The organism is Burkholderia anthinoferrum (assembly GCF_002925705.1).
Classification (GTDB): domain Bacteria; phylum Pseudomonadota; class Gammaproteobacteria; order Burkholderiales; family Burkholderiaceae; genus Burkholderia; species Burkholderia semiarida.
In genome coordinates, this window is record NZ_LFZP01000067.1 from 223590 (window position 1) to 245061 (window position 21472).

Annotated in this window: 19 protein-coding genes and 1 pseudogene; 10 read left to right on the forward strand and 10 right to left on the reverse strand. The window is 68.0% G+C overall.

Going from position 1 to position 21472, the window contains the following annotated elements:
- Positions 1–4: 4 nt before the first annotated feature.
- Genes narI through C5F75_RS34105 form a run of 4 tightly spaced genes read right to left on the reverse strand, consistent with a single transcriptional unit; the run spans position 5 to position 6719 of the window.
- Positions 5–688: a respiratory nitrate reductase subunit gamma gene (gene narI, locus C5F75_RS34090; protein WP_059574909.1), complete on the reverse strand. Its 684-nt coding sequence runs from the start codon at positions 686–688 to the stop codon at positions 5–7.
- Positions 689–712: 24 nt separating this feature from the next.
- Complete coding sequence (narJ, locus tag C5F75_RS34095) at positions 713–1417, reverse strand: nitrate reductase molybdenum cofactor assembly chaperone (protein WP_059574907.1); 705 nt, start codon at positions 1415–1417, stop codon at positions 713–715.
- Positions 1414–2943 carry a nitrate reductase subunit beta gene (gene narH, locus C5F75_RS34100; RefSeq protein ID WP_059574905.1) on the reverse strand — a complete coding sequence of 510 codons (1530 nt, stop codon included), beginning with the start codon at positions 2941–2943 and terminating at the stop codon, positions 1414–1416. The genes narJ and narH overlap by 4 nt, the downstream gene beginning before the upstream one ends.
- On the reverse strand, positions 2940–6719 hold the full coding sequence (locus C5F75_RS34105; protein WP_059574902.1) for a nitrate reductase subunit alpha: 3780 nt from the start codon (positions 6717–6719) through the stop codon (positions 2940–2942). Before C5F75_RS34105 ends, narH begins: the two co-directional genes overlap by 4 nt.
- Positions 6720–6969: 250 nt before the next feature.
- Here C5F75_RS34105 and C5F75_RS37465 point away from each other — a divergent pair, with 250 nt between their 5' ends.
- Both C5F75_RS37465 and C5F75_RS37470 read left to right on the forward strand, forming a co-directional pair.
- A complete protein-coding gene (locus tag C5F75_RS37465; protein ID WP_059574900.1) occupies positions 6970–7338 on the forward strand; it encodes a hypothetical protein in 369 nt (122 codons plus the stop codon).
- Positions 7242–7739, forward strand: coding sequence for a tetratricopeptide repeat protein (locus C5F75_RS37470; RefSeq protein ID WP_226225506.1), 498 nt, complete (start codon positions 7242–7244; stop codon positions 7737–7739). Before C5F75_RS37465 ends, C5F75_RS37470 begins: the two co-directional genes overlap by 97 nt.
- A gap of 118 nt (positions 7740–7857) precedes the next feature.
- Here the strand turns inward: C5F75_RS37470 and C5F75_RS34115 are convergent, their stop codons facing one another.
- Together C5F75_RS34115 and C5F75_RS34120 are read right to left on the reverse strand one after the other, a co-directional pair.
- Positions 7858–8049, reverse strand: a complete 192-nt coding sequence (locus C5F75_RS34115) for a DUF2964 family protein (RefSeq protein ID WP_059574896.1) — start codon at positions 8047–8049, stop codon at positions 7858–7860.
- Positions 8050–8062: 13 nt separating this feature from the next.
- Positions 8063–8542, reverse strand: a complete 480-nt coding sequence (locus C5F75_RS34120) for a universal stress protein (RefSeq protein ID WP_059574894.1) — start codon at positions 8540–8542, stop codon at positions 8063–8065.
- A gap of 366 nt (positions 8543–8908) precedes the next feature.
- On the opposite strand from C5F75_RS34120, the gene C5F75_RS34125 reads away from it, so the two are divergent.
- The 4 genes from C5F75_RS34125 (at position 8909) to C5F75_RS34140 (ending at position 14141) form a co-directional block, all read left to right on the forward strand.
- A complete protein-coding gene (locus tag C5F75_RS34125; RefSeq protein WP_059574892.1) occupies positions 8909–9670 on the forward strand; it encodes a 2-keto-4-pentenoate hydratase in 762 nt (253 codons plus the stop codon).
- A gap of 31 nt (positions 9671–9701) precedes the next feature.
- Positions 9702–11114 (forward strand): hypothetical protein, encoded by a 1413-nt coding sequence (locus C5F75_RS34130; protein WP_059574890.1) that lies wholly within the window; start codon positions 9702–9704, stop codon positions 11112–11114.
- Positions 11115–11259: 145 nt separating this feature from the next.
- On the forward strand, positions 11260–13428 hold the full coding sequence (locus C5F75_RS34135) for a hypothetical protein (protein WP_060009267.1): 2169 nt from the start codon (positions 11260–11262) through the stop codon (positions 13426–13428).
- A gap of 5 nt (positions 13429–13433) precedes the next feature.
- A complete protein-coding gene (locus C5F75_RS34140; protein WP_059574885.1) occupies positions 13434–14141 on the forward strand; it encodes a DUF3142 domain-containing protein in 708 nt (235 codons plus the stop codon).
- Positions 14142–14218: 77 nt separating this feature from the next.
- Here the strand turns inward: C5F75_RS34140 and C5F75_RS34145 are convergent, their stop codons facing one another.
- The gene (locus C5F75_RS34145) at positions 14219–14899 is read right to left on the reverse strand and encodes a LysE family translocator (RefSeq protein WP_059574884.1); all 681 of its coding nucleotides are present in this window, start codon (positions 14897–14899) and stop codon (positions 14219–14221) included.
- Positions 14900–15065: 166 nt separating this feature from the next.
- Between C5F75_RS34145 and C5F75_RS34150 the strand changes: the two genes are divergently transcribed.
- Positions 15066–15986 (forward strand): LysR substrate-binding domain-containing protein, encoded by a 921-nt coding sequence (locus C5F75_RS34150; protein WP_059574882.1) that lies wholly within the window; start codon positions 15066–15068, stop codon positions 15984–15986.
- Between the two features lie 96 nt (positions 15987–16082).
- Here the strand turns inward: C5F75_RS34150 and C5F75_RS34155 are convergent, their stop codons facing one another.
- Positions 16083–16919 carry an alpha/beta fold hydrolase gene (locus C5F75_RS34155; RefSeq protein WP_059574880.1) on the reverse strand — a complete coding sequence of 279 codons (837 nt, stop codon included), beginning with the start codon at positions 16917–16919 and terminating at the stop codon, positions 16083–16085.
- Between the two features lie 135 nt (positions 16920–17054).
- A complete protein-coding gene (locus C5F75_RS34160) occupies positions 17055–17888 on the reverse strand; it encodes an oxidoreductase (RefSeq protein ID WP_059574878.1) in 834 nt (277 codons plus the stop codon).
- Between the two features lie 94 nt (positions 17889–17982).
- Here C5F75_RS34160 and C5F75_RS34165 point away from each other — a divergent pair, with 94 nt between their 5' ends.
- The 3 genes and pseudogenes from C5F75_RS34165 (at position 17983) to C5F75_RS34175 (ending at position 20218) form a co-directional block, all read left to right on the forward strand.
- On the forward strand, positions 17983–18954 hold the full coding sequence (locus tag C5F75_RS34165; RefSeq protein ID WP_059574876.1) for an AraC family transcriptional regulator: 972 nt from the start codon (positions 17983–17985) through the stop codon (positions 18952–18954).
- A 111-nt stretch (positions 18955–19065) separates the two neighbouring features.
- Positions 19066–19341, forward strand: a pseudogene (locus tag C5F75_RS34170) (TrmB family transcriptional regulator); the annotation flags it as partial.
- Between the two features lie 16 nt (positions 19342–19357).
- Positions 19358–20218 (forward strand): PhzF family phenazine biosynthesis protein, encoded by an 861-nt coding sequence (locus C5F75_RS34175; RefSeq protein ID WP_059574872.1) that lies wholly within the window; start codon positions 19358–19360, stop codon positions 20216–20218.
- 33 nt (positions 20219–20251) lie between these two features.
- Here the strand turns inward: C5F75_RS34175 and C5F75_RS34180 are convergent, their stop codons facing one another.
- Entirely contained in the window at positions 20252–21415 is a 1164-nt protein-coding gene (locus C5F75_RS34180) for an aldose epimerase family protein (protein ID WP_059575186.1), read from the reverse strand.
- Positions 21416–21472 lie beyond the last annotated feature (57 nt).

The following is a 21472-nucleotide window of genomic DNA, read 5'->3' on the forward strand; positions in this document are numbered from 1 at the left end:
CTCCTCAGCGCTTGCGCACGAGCTGGTACGGGCGGATCAGGTACGCGACCGACGCGATCCCGCTCCAGACGTGCACCATCCGCGTGAACGGCGATACGAGGAAGATCGTGAAGCCGAGCAGGATGTGCAGCCGGTACGTGAGCGGCACGCCGACGAGCAGGCTCGCGATGTCCGGACGGAACGTGACGACGCCCTTCACGTAATCGGTGAGCTGTTCGAACATCACGCCGTCCATGTGGCGCGTCGACAGCACGACGGTGCCGAGCCCGAGCGCGAGCTGCACCCACAGCATCAACACGATCAGGATGTCCGACGTGCGGCTGTTCTTGCGGATGCGTGCGTCGCCCAGGCGGCGCCAGATCAGGATCGTCAATCCGATGATCGCCGCGACGCCGGCCGCGCCGCCCGCAACCATCGCGACTAGCTGGTGCCCGGACGCCGACAGGAACGGCGACACGAGCCAGTGCGGCGCCAGAAAACCGCCGAAGTGCCCGAGCACGACGACCAGCACGCCCCAGTGGAACAGGTTGCTGCCGAGTCGCAGCATGCCGTGGCGCAGCAGCTGTGATGAATCGCTTTTCCACGTGTATTGCTCGCGGTCGAAGCGGATCAGGCTGCCGACCAGCAATACGGCGAGACAGATGTACGGGTAGATCCCGAACAGGAACTGATGCAAGTAAGCGTTCATGTCATTCCCCAATTGGGCCCGCGCTCACGCGCCGCGGGCCGGCCGCTTGTCGTGGAACCGCACGGTCTGCTCGGTCGACGCCGGCGTTGCCGCGCCGACGAAGCGCACGGCCTCGTCCGCATACGACGCGTCGAGCGTGCGGTAGTCGTCGGCACTCGGCCGCTCGGCGGCAACGTCGTCGTCGGCAGCGTCGGGCGCGTCGGCCGGCGCGAGCCCGGCCATCGGCAGCAGCGCGCCGACGACGAAGCTGTAATGGCTGCCGCGCTGCGCGAGCTGGCCGGCCAGCGCGCTCAGGATCTCGCCGGTTTCGGCGAGCAGCTTGCGGGCATCGGGCGCCGGCAGCCGCGACAGGTATTCGAGAAACACGGGCAGGTAGTCGGGCAGCTCGCCCGGGTTCAGGAACAGCCCGTGCCGCTCGTACATCTGCAGCAGGTCGACCATCGCCTGCCCGCGGTCGCGCGATTCGCCGTGCACGTGCTCGAACAGGTACAGCGACGTCGCGCGGCCACGGTCGAACAGCCCGACGTAGTTCTCCTGCAGCGTCAGCAGATCGCGCTCGCGCACGTACGCAAAAAACCGGTAGAGGCCCGCGCGCACCGCTTTCGGCAAACGCGTGCGCTCGCGCAGGTGCGCGTCGATCGAATCGAGCGCGGCGACCAGCGATTCGTCGGGATAGTCGAGCAGCGCCGCGAGCGCCGCATAGGTCGGATCGGGTGCGGTGCTCGTCATCGGGCAGCCTCGTGAATCGGAATCGTCTTGTTGCCCTTCCTCGGGCTGAACAGGCTCGTCTCGGAACGGCCGTCCGAGCAGCCGTTGCCGAACGAAAAGCCGCACGACGCGCGCAGGTCGTACGCGTTCTCCGCGTATTCGCGGTGGGTGGTCGGGATCACGAAGCGATCCTCGTAGTTCGCGATCGCCAGATAGCGATACATCTCCTCGACCTGCGCGAGCGACAGCCCGACCTGATCGAGCACGCCGCGCGCATCGATGCCGTCCACGTGGCGCGCGCGCATGAACGCGCGCATCGCCAGCAGCCGTTCGAGCGCGCGCTTCACGGGCGCCTCGTCACCGGCCGTCAGCAGATTGGCCAGATAGCGCAGCGGAATGCGCAGCGATTCGACGTCCGGCAGGTAGCCGTTCATCCCCAGGTCGCCGCTATTGGCGGCCGCGTTGATCGGCGACAGCGGCGGCACGTACCACACCATCGGCAGCGTCCGGTATTCCGGATGCAGCGGGAACGCGATCTTCCAGTCGATCGCCATCTTGTAGGTCGGCGAACGCCGCGCGGCGTCGATCCACGCGGCCGGCACGCCGTCGCGCTCGGCCTGCGCGATCACGGCCGGATCGTCCGGATCGACGAACAGCGACAGTTGCGCTTCGTACAGATCCTTCTCGTTCGCGGCACTGGCCGCCTCGCCGATCCGGTCGGCGTCGTACAGCAGCACGCCGAGGTAGCGGATGCGGCCCACGCAGGTTTCCGAGCACACGGTCGGCTGGCCGGCCTCGATGCGCGGATAGCAGAAGATGCACTTCTCGGCCTTGCCGCTCTGCCAGTTGTAGTAGATCTTCTTGTACGGGCAGCCCGACACGCACATGCGCCAGCCGCGGCACTTGTCCTGGTCGATCAGCACGATGCCGTCTTCCTCGCGCTTGTAGATCGAGCCCGACGGGCACGACGCGACGCACGCCGGGTTCAGGCAGTGCTCGCACAGGCGCGGCAGGTACATCATGAAGGTGTTCTCGAACTGCCCGTAGATGTCCTTCTGCACGTTCTCGAAGTTGATGTCCTTCGCGCGCTTCTCGAACTCGCCGCCGAGGATTTCCTCCCAGTTCGGCCCCCACTCGATCTTCTCGAGCCGCTGGCCGCTGATCACCGAACGCGGCCGCGCGACCGGCATCGCGCGCGTGTTGCCGGCTTCCTGCAGGTGCGCGTAATCGAATGTGAACGGCTCGTAGTAATCGTCTATCTCGGGCAGGTGCGGGTTCGCGAAGATCTGCGCGAGCAGCCGCCACTTGCCGCCGAGGCGCGGCTCGATCCTGCCGTCCGCGCGCCGCTGCCAGCCGCCGCGCCAGCGATCCTGGTTCTCCCAGTCCTTCGGATAGCCGATGCCCGGCTTCGTCTCGACGTTGTTGAACCACGCGTATTCCATTCCTTCGCGGCTCGTCCACACGTTCTTGCAGGTCACCGAGCAGGTATGGCAGCCGATGCACTTGTCGAGGTTCAGCACCATCGCGATCTGTGCGCGGATTTTCATGACGTTTCTCCGATGCGAACGGCCTGCGTTGTCGGGTCGCTCGCGGCGTCTTCCCCGTCGAGCCAGTCGATCCTGTTCATCCTGCGCACGATCAGGAACTCGTCGCGATTCGAGCCGACCGTGCCGTAGTAGTTGAAGCCGTACGACAGTTGCGCATAGCCGCCGATCATGTGAGTCGGCTTCAGCGCGATGCGCGTGACCGAGTTGTGAATGCCGCCGCGCGTGCCGGTGATCTCGGATCCCGGCGTGTTCACGATCTTTTCCTGCGCGTGGTACATCATCACCATCCCGGACGGAATCCGCTGGCTCACGACGGCCCGCGCGCACAACGCGCCGTTCGAGTTGTAGCACTCGATCCAGTCGTTGTCGGCCGCGCCGATCGCCTTCGCGTCGTCCTCCGACATCCATACGATCGGGCCGCCGCGCGACAGCGTCAGCATCAGCAGGTTGTCGGTGTACGTGCTGTGGATCCCCCACTTCTGATGCGGCGTCAGGAAATTCAGCACGCGCTCCGGGTTGCCGTTCGAACGCTTGCCGACCATGTGCGCGTAGCTGCCGGTGTCGATCGGCGGCTTGTATGCGCACAGCGATTCGCCGAACGCGCGCATCCACGGGTGATCCTGGTACAACTGCTGACGGCCGGTCAGCGTGCGCCACGGCACCAGCTCGTGCACGTTCACGTAGCCCGCGTTGTACGACACGTGCTCCGATTCAATCCCGCTCCACGTCGGCGACGAGATGATCTTGCGCGGCTGCGCCTGGATGTCGCGAAAGCGGATCTTCTCGTCCGCGCGCGCGGCGGCCAGGTGCGTGTGGTCGATACCGGTGATGCCGGACAGCGCGCGCCATGCCTTCACCGCCACTTCCCCGTTGGTCTCCGGCGCGAGCGCGAGAATCACCTCGGCCGCGTCGAGCGCGGTGTCGATGCGCGGGCGGCCTTGTGCAGCGCCTTGAGCGACCGTGTAGTTGAGCTCGCCGAGCAGCTTCACTTCATCCCGCGTATCCCACCCGATGCCCTTGCCCGCGTTGCCGAGCTTGTCCATCAGGGGCCCGAGCGACGTGAAGCGCGCATACGTGTTCGGGTAGTCGCGCTCGACCGCGATCACGTTCGGCATCGTGCGACCCGGCACCGGTTCGCATTCGCCGCGCTTCCAGTCCTGCACGTCGAACGGCTGCGCGAGCTCGCCCGGCGTGTCGTGCGCGATCGGCGCGAGCACGACGTCGCGCTCGACGCCGAGATGCCCGTCGCACAGCTCGGAGAAGCGCTTCGCGATCCCCTTGAAGATCTCCCAGTCGCTCTTCGATTCCCATGCAGGATCGACCGCCGCCGACAGCGGATGAATGAACGGATGCATGTCGGACGTGTTCATGTCGTCCTTCTCGTACCACGTCGCGGTCGGCAGCACGATGTCCGAATACATGCAGGTCGTCGACATCCGGAAGTCGAGCGTGACGAGCAGGTCGAGCTTGCCGCGCGGCGCGTCGTCGCGCCAATTCACTTCCTCGGGGCGCGCGCCGCCCGTCGCGCCGAGGTCCTCCCCTTGCACACCGTTGGTGGTGCCGAGCAGATGCTTCAGGAAATACTCGTGGCCCTTGCCCGACGAGCCGAGCAGGTTCGAGCGCCACACGAACAGGTTGCGCGGGAAGTTGCCGGGTGCGTCCGGGTCCTCGCACGCCATCCGCAGCGTGCCGGCCTTCAACCGTTGCGCGATGTCCGCACCGGCCCGCGACGGGTCGTCCAGGCTCGCGCCGACCTTCAGCGGATTCGCCGCGAGCTGCGGCGCGGACGGCAGCCAGCCCATCCGTTCCGCACGCACGTTGTAGTCAATCGGCGAGCCGTGGAACTGCGCCCTGTCCGCGAGCGGCGACAGCAGCGCGCCCGGGTCCATCGTGTCGTAGCGCCACTGGTCGGTGTGCGCGTAGAAGAACGAGGTCGCATTCATGTGCCGCGGCGGCCGGCTCCAGTCGAGCGCGAACGCGAGCGCGGTCCAGCCGGTCTGCGGGCGCAGTTTCTCCTGGCCGACGTAATGCGACCAGCCGCCGCCCGGCTTGCCGATGCAGCCGCACATGATCAGCATGTTGATGATCGCGCGGTACGACATGTCCATGTGGAACCAGTGGTTGATCCCCGCGCCGATGATCACCATCGACTTGCCCTGCGTCTTGTGCGCGTTCTCCGCGAACTGCCGCGCGACCGAGATCACGTCCGCGCGCTTCACGCCGGTGATTGCCTCCTGCCATGCGGGCGTGTAGGGCAGGTCGTCGTCGTAGCTCGCGGCCACGTCGCGCCCGCCCAGCCCCTGGTCGAGCCCGTAGTTCGCGACGAACAGGTCGTAGACGGTCGCGACCAGCATGTCGCCGTCGCGGTTCGCCACGCGCCGCACGCCGATCCGGCGCGACAGCTCGGATGCGTGCTGCGTCGAATTGAAGTGCGCATGCGGCTGGTTGCCGAAGTACGGGAACAGCACGTCGACCACGTCGTCGTGCGCGGTCGTGCACGACAGCCGCGGCGACAGCGCCGCGCCCTTCGACGTCTCGCCGCGCAGGTTCCACTTGCCCTTGTCGCTCGATCCGTCCTTGCCCTGCTGGCCCCAGCGGAAGCCGATCGAGCCGACCGGCACGACGAATTCACCGGTCGCGTCGTCGATCATCACGGTCTTCCACTCCGGATGCGCGGCTTCGTCGAGCGCGTCGTCGAAGTCGGACGCGCGCACGAGGCGCTCGGGCACGTAGCCGTCGCCGTGCGGCACGAGGCGCACGAGCGCCGGCATGTCGGTGTAGCGCTTGCAGTAGTCGATGAAGTAGTCGCTCTTGCGCGCTAAATGGAACTCCTTCAGGATCACGTGCCCCATCGCGAGCGCGAGCGCCGCGTCGGTGCCCTGCTTCGGATGCAGCCACAGGTCGCCGAATTTCGCGCCTTCCGAGTAGTCGGGGAACACCGACACGACCTTGGTGCCGCGATAGCGCGCCTCGACGAGGAAGTGCGCGTCGGGCGTGCGCGTCTGCGGGACATTGGAGCCCCACATCATGATGAACGTCGAGTTGTACCAGTCGGCCGATTCCGGCACGTCGGTCTGCTCGCCCCAGGTCTGCGGCGACGCGGGCGGCAGGTCGCAATACCAGTCGTAGAAGCTCAGGCACACGCCGCCGATCAGCGACAGGTAGCGCGAGCCGGCGGCGTACGACACCATCGACATCGCCGGGATCGGCGAGAAGCCGACCACGCGATCGGGGCCATGACGCTCGACCGTGTAGACGTTTGCGGCCGCAACGAGCTCGTTGACCTCGTCCCAGCTCGCGCGCACGAACCCGCCGAGCCCGCGCCGGCTCTGGTACGACCGGCGTGCTTCGTCGTCCTCGACGATCGAGCGCCACGCGTCGACGGCGCCCAGCGTGCGGCGGCGTTCACGCCACAGCTTCACGAGCGCGCTGCGCACCATCGGGTGCTTGAGACGGTTCGCGCTGTACAGATACCACGAGTACGATGCGCCGCGCGAGCAGCCGCGCGGCTCGTGGTTCGGCATGTCCGGGCGCGTGCGCGGATAGTCGGTCTGCTGGGTTTCCCACGTGACGATCCCACCTTTCACGTAGACCTTCCACGAGCACGAACCCGTGCAGTTCACACCGTGGGTCGAACGGACGATCTTGTCGTGCTGCCAGCGCATCCGGTAACCGTCTTCCCACTTGCGGTCTTCGTCTGTGACGGCGCCGTGTCCATCGGAAAAGCGTGGCCTCGTGGTGGAGAAATAACGCAATCTATCCAGGAAATGGCTCATGGGGATCTCGTTTTTCCGGTCTTTTTGCAGACCCTGATTATTTAAGGAGGTGAAATGCCGGTTGTAAAGGACGATCGGATTTCGATCATTTCGCCCTGCTCACCGTGGTCGAACCCATTGTCAGACGGATCCAAATATCACAAGTTGATACAAATCACGGAATCGTTCATCTGCCCGCAACAATGAGGGCAAAGGGAGAGCGCTCGAATCGCGCCGCCTGCTATGCTGCGCGCAACAACCGCGGCCGAACGTGCGCGACCGGCTGTTTCTGCCCGGCCAGGTCATTGCGGGGGCGCCCGTCAAGCCGGACCAGCACGACAGCGTGATCTTCGGCACGACGGACGCGGCCGGCCGCACGGCGAGGATTCGCCTGCCGAAATGGCATCCGCAAAAGAAGTGGGTGTTCAACGCGGTCGTCGGCGACGGCGACCTCGGCGAGTCGTTCCATCTGATCGACCCGGGCGGCCAAAAGGTGCACGCCGGCGTCCCGTATCTGCTAGACGTGGAGAACGGATATCTGCCGTGCGGCCATTCGGATGCGAACGGCTACCCCGACTACGCGCAGTCGCGCACGCCGAGCAACGTCGATCTTTCGACAGGATTCCGGACGATCTGCTGAACGACGTCGGCTATCGGCTCGCCGATGCGGGCGTCGCGGTCGAGCGCGGGCTCGCGATGATCGACACGCATCTCGCGCAATCGCCGGACGTGGCGTATGCGCTCGACAGCAAGGGCTGGGCGCTGTATCGCCTCGGCCGCAACGACGACGCGCTCGCATGGTTCGACCGCGCGATCGCAATCCTCGCGAAGGACGACGACGCGCGCGAAGCCCTGGCGATCGGGCTCGAGCGCAAGGGCGAAGTGCTGTGGAAGCTGGGCCACCGGGATGAAGCGCGCAACGCGTTCGCGCAGGCGGAGAAAATTCAGCCGGCGAACGCCGCGCTGGCGGAAACGTTGAAGCGGTTGAACGTGCAGGCGCGCTCGGCCGGTGCGACGGCGCCCGGTACGAGCCGCACGTGACGACACGCGCGGCAAGCCGTGATCGTCGGGAAACCCCACATCACGGCTGGCGCGGATCGTCGCGGGACAGCATGTCGACGTGTGCGGATGCGTTCGCCATCGCGCGCGACGCGACGCATCACTCCTCGCCTTTCGGCCCCGGGTTCAACATCACGACGAAGCCGGCCACGCCGACGATCAACGCGAGGGCGCCGCCGCGCAGCACCGTCGCGGCATCGAGCAGCAGGCCCGTCACGACGGCCATCATTCCGGCGAGCGACATGAACACGGCGATCGCCGCGACGACGATGCGGGACTGGCGGCGTATCATCGCGCGCGCCGCGTCATGCCGCGGCCGAGGCGGCCTTCACGTCGGCGTCGTCGCCGCGAATCAGCAGCACCGGGCACTTCGAGCCGCGGACGAAGCGCTCGGCGACGCTGCCGAGCAGCACGCGCCGGATGCCGCGCCGCCCGTGCGTGCCGACCACCGCGAGATCGATCCCGTGCTCCTTCACGTAGCGCTGCAGGCGTTCCGCGATGTCCTCGCCGATGCTCTCGGTCTCGACCAGTTCCGCGTCGCCCTTCGCGCCGGCCAGCGCGATGACCTGTTCGGCTTCGCGCAGCACCTTGCGCCCGTCGTCGCGGATTTCCTCGACGAGCGCGTGCGGATCGATACGGCCCGCATACGTGAACAGCACCGACTTGTCGACCACATACACGACGCTGACGTGCGCGTCGCCCGCCAGCGCCACCTTCACGGCCTCGGCAAGCGCCTGTTTCGACGAAGCGCTGCCGTCGACGGCCACCATGATCTTCTCGTACATGCGAACCTCGCTGGGGTGAGTTGCCGCGCGCGCTGTCGCGTGCGGCCATGTCGTCATCATCGGCCGACAGCGGGTTCCGGTCTTGACGACGATCAAGCCGGCAAACGTCCGGCCTGCGACCGGACGACGCGGGCGCCCGGACAAGCGGCGAAGCGGAACCGGAAGTGCGAACCACGTCGTCGATCAGGCCGCCGATCCGCATGTCGGTCCGAGCGTCCGGGCGGATTCCGCCGGCTTCCGTGCTCGCGTTGCCGCTGTCGATCCCGACACGACCGAACAGCCATCGCGCCGAAGGCGCTATCATCAACCATGCGACTTTCGTCCGGCCCTTTTTTGCCGGCCCCACTTTCAACTCGCTCAACCGACATGACAACGACTATCGAACGCGTGGACGGCGCCGCCCAGCATCTGGTCGCCGCCCGCCATGCCGGCTCGCCCGGCCCGCTGTTGCCCGATGCACTGCGTCCCGACGACATCGAGACCGCGCTCGCGATCCAGCAGCGCGTGGCCGATTTGCTCGGCGAACCCGTCGGCGGATGGAAATGCGCGCTGCCGCCGCCCGATCGCGTGATCCTCGCGCCGATCTTCGCGTCGGCGATCCGCGAAGCCGATGCACCGTACCGCGTCGTCGGCGGACCGATCGTGCGGATCGAACCGGAAATCGCATTCGTGCTCGATCGCGACCTGCCCGCGCGCGAGCAGCCGTACGACGAAGGCGACGTGCGCGCGGCGATCCGCGAGGTGCGCATCGTGCTCGAGGTGCTCGGCTGCCGCTACGCGGAGCCCGCGCGCGCGTCGAAGTTCGAGCTGCTGGCCGACGGGCAATTCAACCAGGGGCTGTGCGTCGGCCCGGTCGTGCCCGATGGGTTGAACGTGCCGCTCGCGACGCTGGCGTTGTCGTTCGAAGGCGCGCTGAACCGCACGATCGACGGCAGCCATCCGGACGGCGATCCGCTCAAGCCGCTGGTGTGGCTCGTCAATTTCCTCGCGTCGCGCGGCGACGCGGTGCGCGCCGGCCAGATCGTGACGACCGGCTCGTACGCGGGCGCGATCGACGTGCCGCTCGGCGATGTGCTGACGGTCCGCTTCGGCGAGCTCGGCAGCCTGTCGGTGACGTTGACCGCGTGACGGTTCGGTCGCTTTCACGCTCCCGTCCGCCATGTCGCTGACACCGCTTCCCGCCCTGCTCGACGCGACGCTGCGCACCGTCGCGCGCCGTTACCGGCTGCCGCCGCTCGACCGCGCGTCGGCACTGACCGACGCGACGAATCCGGCCACCGCGCTGGCGATCGTGATCGAGGAAGCGCGCAGCATGCGGGCGGACGGCCACGCGCCCGGCGCGGACTTGCGGCAGCGCTTCATCGACGCGCTCGGGCGGATGATCCGCGATGCGATGGATCCGTCGTCCGGCGATCCGTCGTTTCAGGCATCGGTGCTGCGCCACGATGCGCCGAGCGTGCGCGAATACGCGTCGTTGTCCGCGCACGCGGAGCAGGACCGGCGCGCGCTGCACTCGGCCGTCAATGCGATCGCGCACCCGGCCAAGCTCGAGCGCAGCGCCCACGCATGGCAACGCGACGGCCTCGCGCGCCTGCACGCGGCCGCGGCCGCGGCGTCGTGGGCCGAACTGCACGCGGCGCTCGCGCACCTGCTCGCGCGGCCCGAGACGGCGACCGACGCGGCATTCGAGCAGGACATCGTCAGGCTCAAGGACAGCCCCGCGCTCGAACGCATGCTGCGGCTCGATGCGCTCGCCGCGGACGAGGACGTCCGTCGCTACCGCGCGTTGTGGGTGCGGCAGGGGCCGCTCGTCGGCAGCACGGTGGCCGTCGCGCAAGGCGCCGCGTCCCAGCGGCGCGGCGCGGCCGTCGAAGCGCTGGCGGCACAGGCGCTCGACGCATTGGCGCGCCGGCTCGACGCGGCGGACGAGCAGCGTACCTACCGCGTGGTCACGTCGATGCGCGTGCCGTCGTCGATCCCGGGCCGGCACGACCGCGCGAAAACCGAATGGGACGCGATCCTGCTCGAACGGGCGCGCGGCAGCGACCCGGCGCCTGCGTGGAACGTGCGCTTCCTCGTCGAGGCGAAGGCCTCCGCGGATGCCGCGACGACCGATCTGCCGCGGCTGCTGCGCGGCCTGAACCTGCTCGCGCAGGCGGATCCCGACACGGTCTATGCATTCGAGACGCACCAGGGCACGGTGCGCGTGCATGGCGCATCGCTGCACGCATTGACGACCGACGAAGCGGCGCTGCCGCGCGAAGTACTGTATTGCTGCGACGCGTCCGCGGACGCGACGCCGCGCCTGCTGGGCGCTGCGAGCCGGATGCAGTTGCTGTCCGCGCAGGCGAGCCTCGAATACGCGAGCGCGCTCGCGCGGCGGCCGGACGCCGATCCGGACGGCCTCGGCGTCATCTGGCATGCCCTGCTGACGCTGCCGCAATGGCAAGCCGTGCTGCATCAGTACCCGTCGTTGCGGCAAGTGCGCGAGCTGATGGTGGCCATCGACGATTTGCGCGCCACGCTCGACGAAATGAACGACGGAGGCATCGCCAGCAGCGTGTGCGCGTGAGGCGCGGGCACGGCCGCGACGCTCGCGCGCGCCCGGCTCGGTTGGCGCCCCGCCGGCCGTCACGCGCCGTGAGGTACGATACGCGCCGGGGCAGCGCGCCCCCTGAGAGACCCGGCCGTCGCGGCCCCTAACCAGCACAAGAAAAATGCGAAAAACACCGACGCTGCACCGCCACCTGTTCGCCGCGCTGGCGGCCAGCCTGCTCTGGATGCCGGCCGCCCATGCCAGCGGCGACGACGGCTGCTACGTGCCGACCACGCTCCGGCAGGCTTCATACTCGTGCGGCAACGTGCCGATGCTGACGCCCGCCAACGACACGCGCATCAACGCGATGCTGATGATGGCCGACAGCGCCAAGGTCGCGCAGGTGTTCCCGGACCCGAAGACCATCCCGGCGAAAGAGCGGATCAACCAGATCGTCGTGCCGTTCCCGATGGATTTCTCCGGATGGATCTACATCGGCCAGAAGGAGCCCGACAAGACCGGTAGCGCGGCGGACGCCGATGCGTCGTCGAACCGGTACGCGGACGGCGAAGGCAGCATCTGCCGCAGCATGAGCGCCGGCGTGGACGCGTTCAACGAAGCACTCGGCGGCGCCGGCGGCCTGCCCGCCGACGAAGCCGCCCGCCTGCGCGCGGCGCGCGCCGACATCGCGCAGAAAACCTGTGGCGCGGGCGCCGCGAGCGCCGCATGGGCGAAGCCGCCGGTCAAGTCGCCGCTCGGCCAGCAGTTCGCCGCGTACCTCGACGGCACGAACGCGTTCTATCGCGCCGACTTCCTCACCGCGACCCGCGCCTTCGCGAACGCATCGCACAGCGCGGACCCGTGGCTGAAGGAAACCGGCCTCTACATGGCCGGGCGCGCGCAGTTGAACGCCGCGCAAGCCAACGTATTCGACCACGACAGCCCGACGCCGACGCGCGCGCGCGTGACGAAGGTGTCGCTCGACGCGGCGAACACCGTGTTCCGAACCTACCTGAAGGTGTATCCGAAGGGACGCTATGCGGTGTCCGCGGCCGGGCTGTTGCGACGGGTCGCGTGGCTCGGCGGCAACGTCACGCAGCAGGCCGACCTGTACAGCCATGCACTCGCGCGCTGGTCGCCAGCGACGTCGAACGTGCCGCTGATGCAACTGGCGAACGAACTCGACAGCAAGCTGCTGTTCGGCCCGGAATTCGACGCCGGCCAGATCCAGTCGCCGACCGTACTCGCCACCGTCGACCTGCTGCGCATGCGCGCGTCGGACAGCAGCGATGCGAGCCGCAAGCCGATGACGCTCGACGAACTGCAGGCGCAGAAGCCGCGCTTCGCGAACGCGCCCGCGCTGTACGACTACCTGCTCGCGACCTGGTACGTGCAGATCGGGCACAAGCCGGACGCCGCCCTCGATCTGCTGCCGCGGACGCCCGCCGCGCCGCTCGACTACTTCGGCCTCAGCCAGCAGGCGCTGCGCGGGTTCGCGCTGGAGGACAGCGGCCAGAACGACACGGCCCGCCAGCTGTGGCGCGACCTGATCCCGCTCGCGAAATTCCGCTTCCAGCGCGAAATGCTGGAACTCGCGCTCGCGATCAACCTGGAACAGGCCGGGCTCGTCAACGACGCATTCGCCGACGATTCGCTCGTGCAGAACGCCGCGATCCTTGCGGTGCTGCTGCAGCGCGCGGCCAATGCCGACCTGTTGCGCGCGCAGGCGCAGAATCAGGCGACGAGCGGCGCGCTGCGCGACACCGCGCTGTATACGCTGCTGTACAAGGAACTCACGCGTTCGCACTACGCGGACTTCCTCGCCGATACCGCGCTGGTATCGGGCACGCCCGCCGATCCGTTGAAGCCGTTCATCGCCGCCGGCGCGAAAAACGAGGACGGCTACACGTGCCCCTCGGCGCGCGACATCGCCGCGACGCTGCAGCAGAATCCGGCCGATCCGAAAGGGCTGAACTGCCTCGCCGATTTCGTGCGCGTGCATCCGCCGGCGTCGGGCCTCGAAATCGATCCGGTGCCCGCGTGGGTCCGCAACGGGTCGAGCGCGGCCGCCACGCGCGTGCCGCCGACACTCGGCGCGGCGCCGTCGCAGTTCGCCGGCAAGCCGTACGAGCGGATGTCGAGCTACGTGACGGTGATGGCCGATACGCAGGCGAACCCGAACGATCGCGCGTACGCGTTCTACCGTGCGATCAGGTGCTATGCACCGGCCGGCGCCAACGAATGCGGCGGCAAGGAGGTGTCGAAGAGCACGCGCAAGCGCTGGTTCGACACGCTGAAGACGGCCTATCCGGGCAGCCCGTGGGCGCAGAAGCTCCGCTACTACTGGTAGGCCGCATGAAGCGCATCGCGTGCGTCGCGCTGCTGCTGGCCGCGCGCGTCGCGCTGGCCGGCACCGTCGACGCCGCGCGGTACGACGCGTTCTGGCTGTGGGCGGGCGTGAAGCCGCAGGCGGTCGTGCGCGACGCGCGCATCGTCTACGTGCTGCAAGGACAGATCGAGGCGTCGCCGCGGGACGAGTCGCAGGTGCGCGTGATCGCGCAGGGCGTCGCACTGCCGCCCGCGCCCGACGCGCGCGTGTGGCTCGTCTATCGTGCGCATACGCTGCGCTGGACACCGCGCGTCACGCAGATCATGCTCGCGCAGCTCGCGCGCTGGCGTGCGTCGGGCCGCACGATCGCCGGCATCCAGATCGATTTCGATGCGGGCACGCGCCACCTGCAGGATTACCTCGCGTTCCTGCGCACGCTGCGCGAGACCTTGCCCGCCGATTGCCAGCTCAGCATCACGGGGCTGCTCGACTGGAGCAGCCGCATCGATACCGACCAGGTCAACGCGCTCAAGGGCATCGTCGACGAGGTGGTCGTGCAGACCTACCAGGGCCGCCGCACGATCCCCGACTACGCGGCGTACCTGCCGCGCGTCGCGCGGCTGCAACTGCCGTTTCGCATCGGCGTGATCCAGGGCGGCGACTGGGACGCGCCGCCGTATCTCGCGACGAACCCGTGGTTCCGCGGCTACGTCGTGTTCCTGCGCAACGGCTGAAACCCGTCCACGCTGATAACGGGCCGCACGCGGCGCCAACGAAGCGGTAACGCCGAACGCCGCGGCAGTACGCTGCACTAAGCGGCGCCCGCGATCATGCTGCCGAGCCCGGCGAGCGCAATCGCGAGCAGCGCGAGCGCCGACGACGCCGAGATCCATCGCTGCTTCCGATGCATCGCCGGGTGGTTGATCGCCGCCATATAGCCGGTCAGGATCGTGAAATCGACCGCGATCCACAACGCGGCGAGGATCGCGAGGCTCACGCGCGAATCGGGCGTGATGGCGACGAACTGCGGAAAGAACGCGACGAAGAACAGCAGGTCCTTCGGGTTCGCGATGCCGACGAGGAAACCGCGCACGATGCCCGGCAAACCGCGCGGCCGCGCCACGGGTTCGCCCGCCGCGGGTTCGCCCGCCGCCGCCTCCGCTGCGGCCGCGCCGTCGCCGCCACGCTCGCGGGCGGCGCGCCATTCGCCGAGCAGCGTCCGGATGGCAAGCCCCGCGATGAACAGGCACCCCGCGACATGCAGCCCGGCAAGCAGGCGGGCGCTGACCATCACGACGCCGAACACCATCAGCATCGCACCCGCGATCATCACGAGGCTCGCGGCGTTCGCGCCCACCGCGGTCAGCACGCCCTGACGGAACCCGCGTCGCGCGACGGTGCCCGTCACGAGCATCACGACCGGGCCGGGCGTCGCGATGAGCAGCACGATCGCGGCGAGGTAGGCGAACAGCAGCGGGTAATGGAGCGTCATGACAAAAAGTTCTGTTTGATGAGTCGGGGGCGTGTACGTCACAGTGGCATCATGGAGGTCCGATATCGCGAAAGACACGGCGATAAGCAGTATCACGCGCCCGCTCTGTCGAGCTAAAACGGAAAATCCTGTCTGATGACATGAGTTTTATTCATATTCGAAATCCATGAAAGCCAAACCGCTTCCGCCCGTCTACGCGTTGCGCGCATTCGAGAGTGCCGCGCGCACCGGCTCGTTCACGCTGGCCGCCGAGGAACTGAGCCTGACGCAAAGCGCGGTCAGCAAGCACGTGAAGACGCTCGAAGCCTACTTCGGCCGGAAGCTGTTCGTCCGACGCGGGCCCAGGATGACCGTGACGGCGGAAGCCCATATCTTCGCGGCCGGCCTCAGGCGCGGGTTCCGGCAGATCGAGGAAGCGTGCATGCTGTTCCGCACGCAACGCGACGTGCTGCGGCTCAAGGCGCCCTCCACGCTCACGATGCGCTGGCTGCTCGACGCGCTGGCCGCCTTTCGCGGCACGCGGCCGGCGTTCGAGGTGCAGATCGCGAGCGTGTGGATGGATGTCGATACCGTGGATTTTTTCAGCGAATCCTACGATTGCGCGATCCTGCTCGGCGCGGGCAAGTTCGGCGAAAGCACGCATTGCGTGAAGCTGTTCGACGAATGGCTGATTCCGGTGTGCTCGCGGGCCACCGCCACGCTCGCGCGTACGAATCCCGCCGCGTGCGAGCTGATCCATCCGTCGCCCGACCGGCGCGACTGGCGCCGCTGGCTCAACGGCAGCGGTCACGATCTCGATGTGGACATCACGCGCGGGCAGGTGTTCGACATGCTCGAACAGGGGATCGCGGCGGCCATCGCCGGCCACGGGATGTCGATCGGCGACCTCGCGCTGTGCGCGACGGCCCTCGACGAGAAGCAGCTCGTGCTGCCGTTCAAGACGGCCGTGAGCACCGGCGATGCGTACTACCTCGTGTGGCCGGAAGACTCAGCGAAGACCGCGCAGGTGCGCGAGTTGCATGCGTTCCTGGCCGGCCGGATGCCGCGCCTCGCGCATCCGGGCGTTCGCTTCGTCGATTTGGGGTGAAGCAGAGGGCGGGCGATCGGCCCTTTTGCTCGCGCGGCCGGATCGCCGGTTTTCAATCGCGGCGCCGCCCGCCGCGGCGGGCCGGCGCCGCCACCGTCATGCCCGCACGAACGCCAGCAGATCGGCGTTCAGCACGTCCGCATTGACCGTCAGCATGCCGTGCGAATAGCCCGGGTACGTCTTCAGCGTGCCGTTCTTCAGCAGCTTGATCGACTTCAGCGCGGCATCCGCGATCGGCACGATCTGATCGTCCTCGCCATGCAGCACGAGCGTCGGGACGGAGATCGACTTCAGGTCGTCGGTCTGGTCCGTTTCCGAAAACGCCTTGATGCCGTCGTAATGCGCCTTCGCGCTGCCTTCCATCCCCTGCCGCCACCAGTTGCGGATCACGCCCTGGTGCACGGTCGCGCCTTCGCGATTGAACCCGTAGAACGGACCGCTCGCCACGTCGAGGAAGAACTGCGCGCGATTGTCGGCGAGCGCTTTCCGGAAGCCGTCGAACACCTCCAGCGGCAGGCCTTCGGGGTTCGATTCGGTTTTCAGCATCAGCGGCGGCACCGCGCTGACCAGCACGGCCTTCGCGACGCGGCCGGCCGGCTCGCCGTGCTTCGCGACGTAGCGCGCCACTTCGCCGCCGCCCGTCGAATGGCCGACATGCACCGCATTGCGCAGGTCGAGCGCCTCGACGACCGCGAACGCGTCCGCCGCGTAATGGTCCATGTCGTGGCCGTCCCAGACCTGCGCCGAGCGGCCGTGCCCGCGCCGGTCGTGCGCGATCACGCGATAGCCGTGCTGGACGAAGAACAGCAGTTGCGCATCCCAGTCGTCGCTGGACAGCGGCCAGCCGTGGTGGAACATGACGGGCTGCGCGTCTTTCGGACCCCAATCCTTGTAGAAAATCTCGACGTTGTCCTTCGTGGTGACGTATGGCATCGCGGTACTCCTGTGAGGTGGATGAACGTGGCGAACGGGCCGCCGCCATTATCGGCTTTATTGTGAAACCACGACGCTATCGTGCAATGCGATGGCCGATCATCCACCGGCAGGAAACGGACGCGGCGGCACGCGTCAGCCGTCGGTCGACACCGTCAGCGCCTCCCACGCGCGGATTTCGTCGTCCAGCGCCGCCAGCTTGCTCCGCACGAGCCGCAGCGCGTCGCTGCCGAGCAGCAGATGCGCGGGCGGATGGTCCGCCGCGATGACGGCGAGCATCGCCCGCGCGGCCTTCGCGGGGTCGCCCGGCTGCTTGCCGCTCTTTTCCTCGCGCGCACGGCGGATCGGGTCGAACAGCGCGTCGTAGTCGGCGATCGAGCGCGGCGTGCGCGCCATCGAGCGGCCGGCCCAGTCGGTGCGGAACGAACCCGGCGCGACGGCCGTCACCGCGATGCCGAACGGCTCGAGTTCCTTGCCGAGGGTCTCGGAAATGCCCTCCAGCGCGAACTTGCTGCCGCAGTAGTACGCGATGCCCGGCATCGTGATGTGCCCGCCCATCGACGTGATGTTCAGGATGCGGCCGCGCCGGCGTTCGCGCATGAACGGCACGACGGCCTTCATCATCGCGACCGCGCCGAACACGTTCACGTCGAACTGCCGGCGCATCTCGTCGAGCGGCGACTCCTCCATGATCCCTTCGTGCCCGTAACCCGCGTTGTTCACCAGCACGTCGACGGGCCCGACGTTCGCCTCGATGTCCGCGACGACGCCGTCGATCCGCTCGAAATCGGTCACGTCGAGCACGCGTGCGACGGCCGCCTGCGCGGACAGCGCCTCGAAGTCGCGCGCCGCCTGCGCGCTGCGCACCGTGCCGACCACCGTGTGGCCGGCGGCCAGCGCTTCCTGGGCCAGCGCGCGGCCGAAACCGCTGCTGACGCCGGTAATGAGCATGATGTTGCCGGATGCCATGTGAGCTTCTCCCGAATGTCGATTCAAGCGTGCATACTAGTCTGACGAAGGACGCCGAATAAGCCCGATTCCGCTGATTTTCTTGCACAAAACTATGAGCATCGTGCCCGTCTCCGCCCAACCTCCAGCGCTGTCGCCGCGCGACCGGAAGCGCCTGGTGGCGCTGCTGCGCGCGCTGGCGCCGAACGAGGGCTACAACCTGACCGCGCTGCCGAGCGTGCGCATCCTGCGCTCGAACCGCGCGCTGTCGCGCACGCCGGTGCTGTACGACCCGGGCATCGTGATCGTGTGCCAGGGGTCGAAGCGCGGCTACTTCGGCGGCGAGTGCTATCTGTACGACGAACACCATTACCTGGCCGTCTCCGTGCCGGTCCCGTTCAGCATGGAAACCGACGCGACGCCGGAGCGCCCGCTGCTCGCGCTGTACCTGCACCTCGATTTCACGCTGGCCGCCGAACTCGCCGCGCAGATCGATCGCGCGGGCGTCGCGGAAACGGTGCAGGCGCCGAAGAGCATGATGTCGACGCCGATGGACGAAGCGATGCACGCGTCGGTGCTGCGTTTCGTCGACGCGATGCAGCGGCCGCTCGACGCCGCCGTGCTCGGCCCGGCGCTGCTGCGCGAGCTGTATTTCCGCGTGCTGACCGGCGCGCAGGGCCATGCGATGCGCAGCGCGCTGGCGATGCGCGGGCAATACGGCCGGATCGGGCGATCGCTGCGCATGATCCACGCCGATTACGCGCGGCCGCTCGACGTGTCGCAACTGGCCGACGAAGCCGGCATGAGCGTGCCGAGCTTTCACAGTCACTTCAAGGCGATCACGCAGGTGTCGCCGATGCAGTACCTGAAATCGACGCGGCTGCATCAGGCGCGGCTGTTGATGGTGCGCCAGGACCTGACGGCGGAGGCGGCCGGCTATGCGGTCGGCTATACGAGCCCGTCGCAGTTCAGCCGGGAATTCAAGCGCCTGTTCGGCTTGACGCCGGCGAAGGAAGCGCGGCGCATGCGCGCGAGCTTCGCGATTCCGGAGGCGTTCGACGATGCGGTGTTCGTGTCGTCGCATTGACGTCGTTGACGTGCGCCGCCCCCCCGCCGCGACGCGCGCGTTCATCGCGCCGCATCGAGCGCGCGGCCGGGCGGCGACTTCAGGATGAACGCGGTCACGCCCCGGATGCCCTGCGGCGCCAGCGCGAGACTTCGGCTCTCGGGCCGGCCGCTGGCCGTCGCGGTCGCGGACAATACCGAGGCAGTGATGGCGGAATTCGGCGACCCGTCGCCCGACCACGCGACGCTGACGACCCATCCGGTCATCGCGCTGCTCGCGGTCGAGTCCATCAAGGCCGACGTGAGCGGCCGCGTCTTGATCGACGCGATGAGTCCGGCAGAATACCGGAAAGTGCTGAAGCATCCCGACATGCAGGCGATGCTCGCACCGCTCGACAAACAGGGCTGACCCACACGAGATACCGATGACCCAGTACACCTTCCGCCTGCTGAACGTCTTCGCCGAATCGACGTTCGGCGGCAACCCGCTGTGCGTGTTCGACGATGCGCGCGGCATGGACGACGCGACCATGCAGGCGCTGGCCGTGCAGTTCAATCTGTCGGAGACGACCTTCGTGCTGCCGTCCGAGCGCGCGCATGCACGCGTGCGCATCTTCACGCCCGGCTACGAGATGGCTTTCGCGGGCCATCCGACGCTCGGCACCGCGCACGTCGTGCGGGACCTGCTCGAGGCAGGCGATGCGCTGTCGCTCGAATTCAAGGCCGGCGTCGTCGACGTCGCCGCGCGCGGCGACGTGTGGACCTTCATCGCGCCGCACGCCGGCATGCCGAACACGGCGCCGTGCGCGTTGCCGAATGCGCAGGTCGCGGCGCTGCTCGGAATCGCGGAAAGCGACCTGCTCGCGCCGCCGCTGTGGGTCGACACCGGTGCCGACCAGTTGCTGGTCGCGCTCAAGGACCCGGCCGCCGTGCGGCGCGCGCAGCCCGATAGCGCGCACCTCGACGTCTGGCCGCGAAGCAGCCTCGGCCGCAAGACCGCCTATGTGTTCGCGTTCGATGCCGCGCGCCCGGGGACGGTCGTGTCCCGCTACTTCTTCGTGAAGCAAGGCGGCGGCGTGTCGGAAGACCCAGGCACCGGATCGGCCTGCGCGAATCTGGGCGGCTGGCTGCTCGCCGCCGGACACGATCTGCCGGCCGCGTTTCGGGTCGAGCAAGGCGAAGCCGTCGGCCGGCCCTGCCTGCTGCGCTTGTCGGTCGATGCCGCGGGCGAAATCGGCGTCGGCGGGCGCGTGATCGAAATCGGGCGCGGCGTGATCAACGTGTGACCGACGCACGCCCGCCGATGCCGACGCCGACGCTCATCGCGCGCCTACCCGCCACACCGTCACTTCGTGCAGCGTCTCGCCCGGCTTGAGCGCCGTCGACGGGAAGGCCGGATGATTCGGCGAATCGGGAAAATGCTCGGCCTCCAGCGCGAACGCATCGGTTTGCCGGTAGGCCGTCCCGCCCTTGCCCGCGACACTGCCGTTCAACCCGTTGGCCGTATAGAACTGCAGCCCCGGCTGCGTCGTGTACAGCTCGAGGAACCGCCCGGACGCCGGGTCGTAAGCACGCGCGGCAAACGCCGGCGCCGTCTGGCCGCCCTGGTCGAGCACCCAGTTCTGGTCGTAGCCATGCGCGATCGCAAGCTGCGGATACGCATCGCGCAAATGCGCGCCGATCGGCGTCAACTGGCGCAGATCCATCGGCGTGCCCGCGACGCTCGCCAGTTGCCCGGTCGGAATCGACGTGCCGTCGGTCGGCGTGAAACGCGATGCGGCGATCTCGATCAGTTGCCGCTCGACGCTACCGGCTGCCTGCCCCGCCAGATTGAAGTAGCTGTGGTTGGTCAGGTTGACGACCGTGTCCCGGTCGGTCGTCGCGCGGTAGTCGATGCGGATCTCGTCGTCGCGGGTCAGCGTGTAGGTGACGTCCGTCGTCAGCGTGCCGGGGAAGCCGTTCTCGCCGTCGGGGCTCACGTAGCGCAGCGTGACGCTCGAACCGGCCGCGTCGCTGTGCGTACCGGTGACCTTCCACACCTTCGCGTCGAAACTGTCCGGGCCGCCGTGCAGCGTGTTCGGCCCGTCGTTGACCGGCAGCGTCCACGTCTTGCCGCCGAGCGTGAAACGCCCGCCCGCGATGCGGTTCGCATACCGGCCGATCAGCGCGCCAAAATGGATGTTGCCGTTGTGCGCTTCGTAGTCGCGCAGCGAATCGAAGCCGAGCACGATGTCGGCAACGTGGCCGGTGCGGTCGGGCACGTCGAGCGCGGTCACGATGCCGCCGTACGTGATGACTTTCAGCGTCACGCCGTGCCGGTTCGCGAGCGTGTACTGGCTCACCGCCTGCCCGCTCGCGGTCGTCCCGTAATCGGCGCGGCTGATCGACACGTCGGGCGCCGCCGATGCGGCGGCTGCATGCAGCGCGAACGTTGCGAACACACCTATCGCGAGCATCGGTTGTCGCGGCCAGCGTCGTTTCATGAAAATCTCCAAGGTGGTGCGGCCCGTGCAGGCGCGCAAGTTGCATGCCCGCACGGC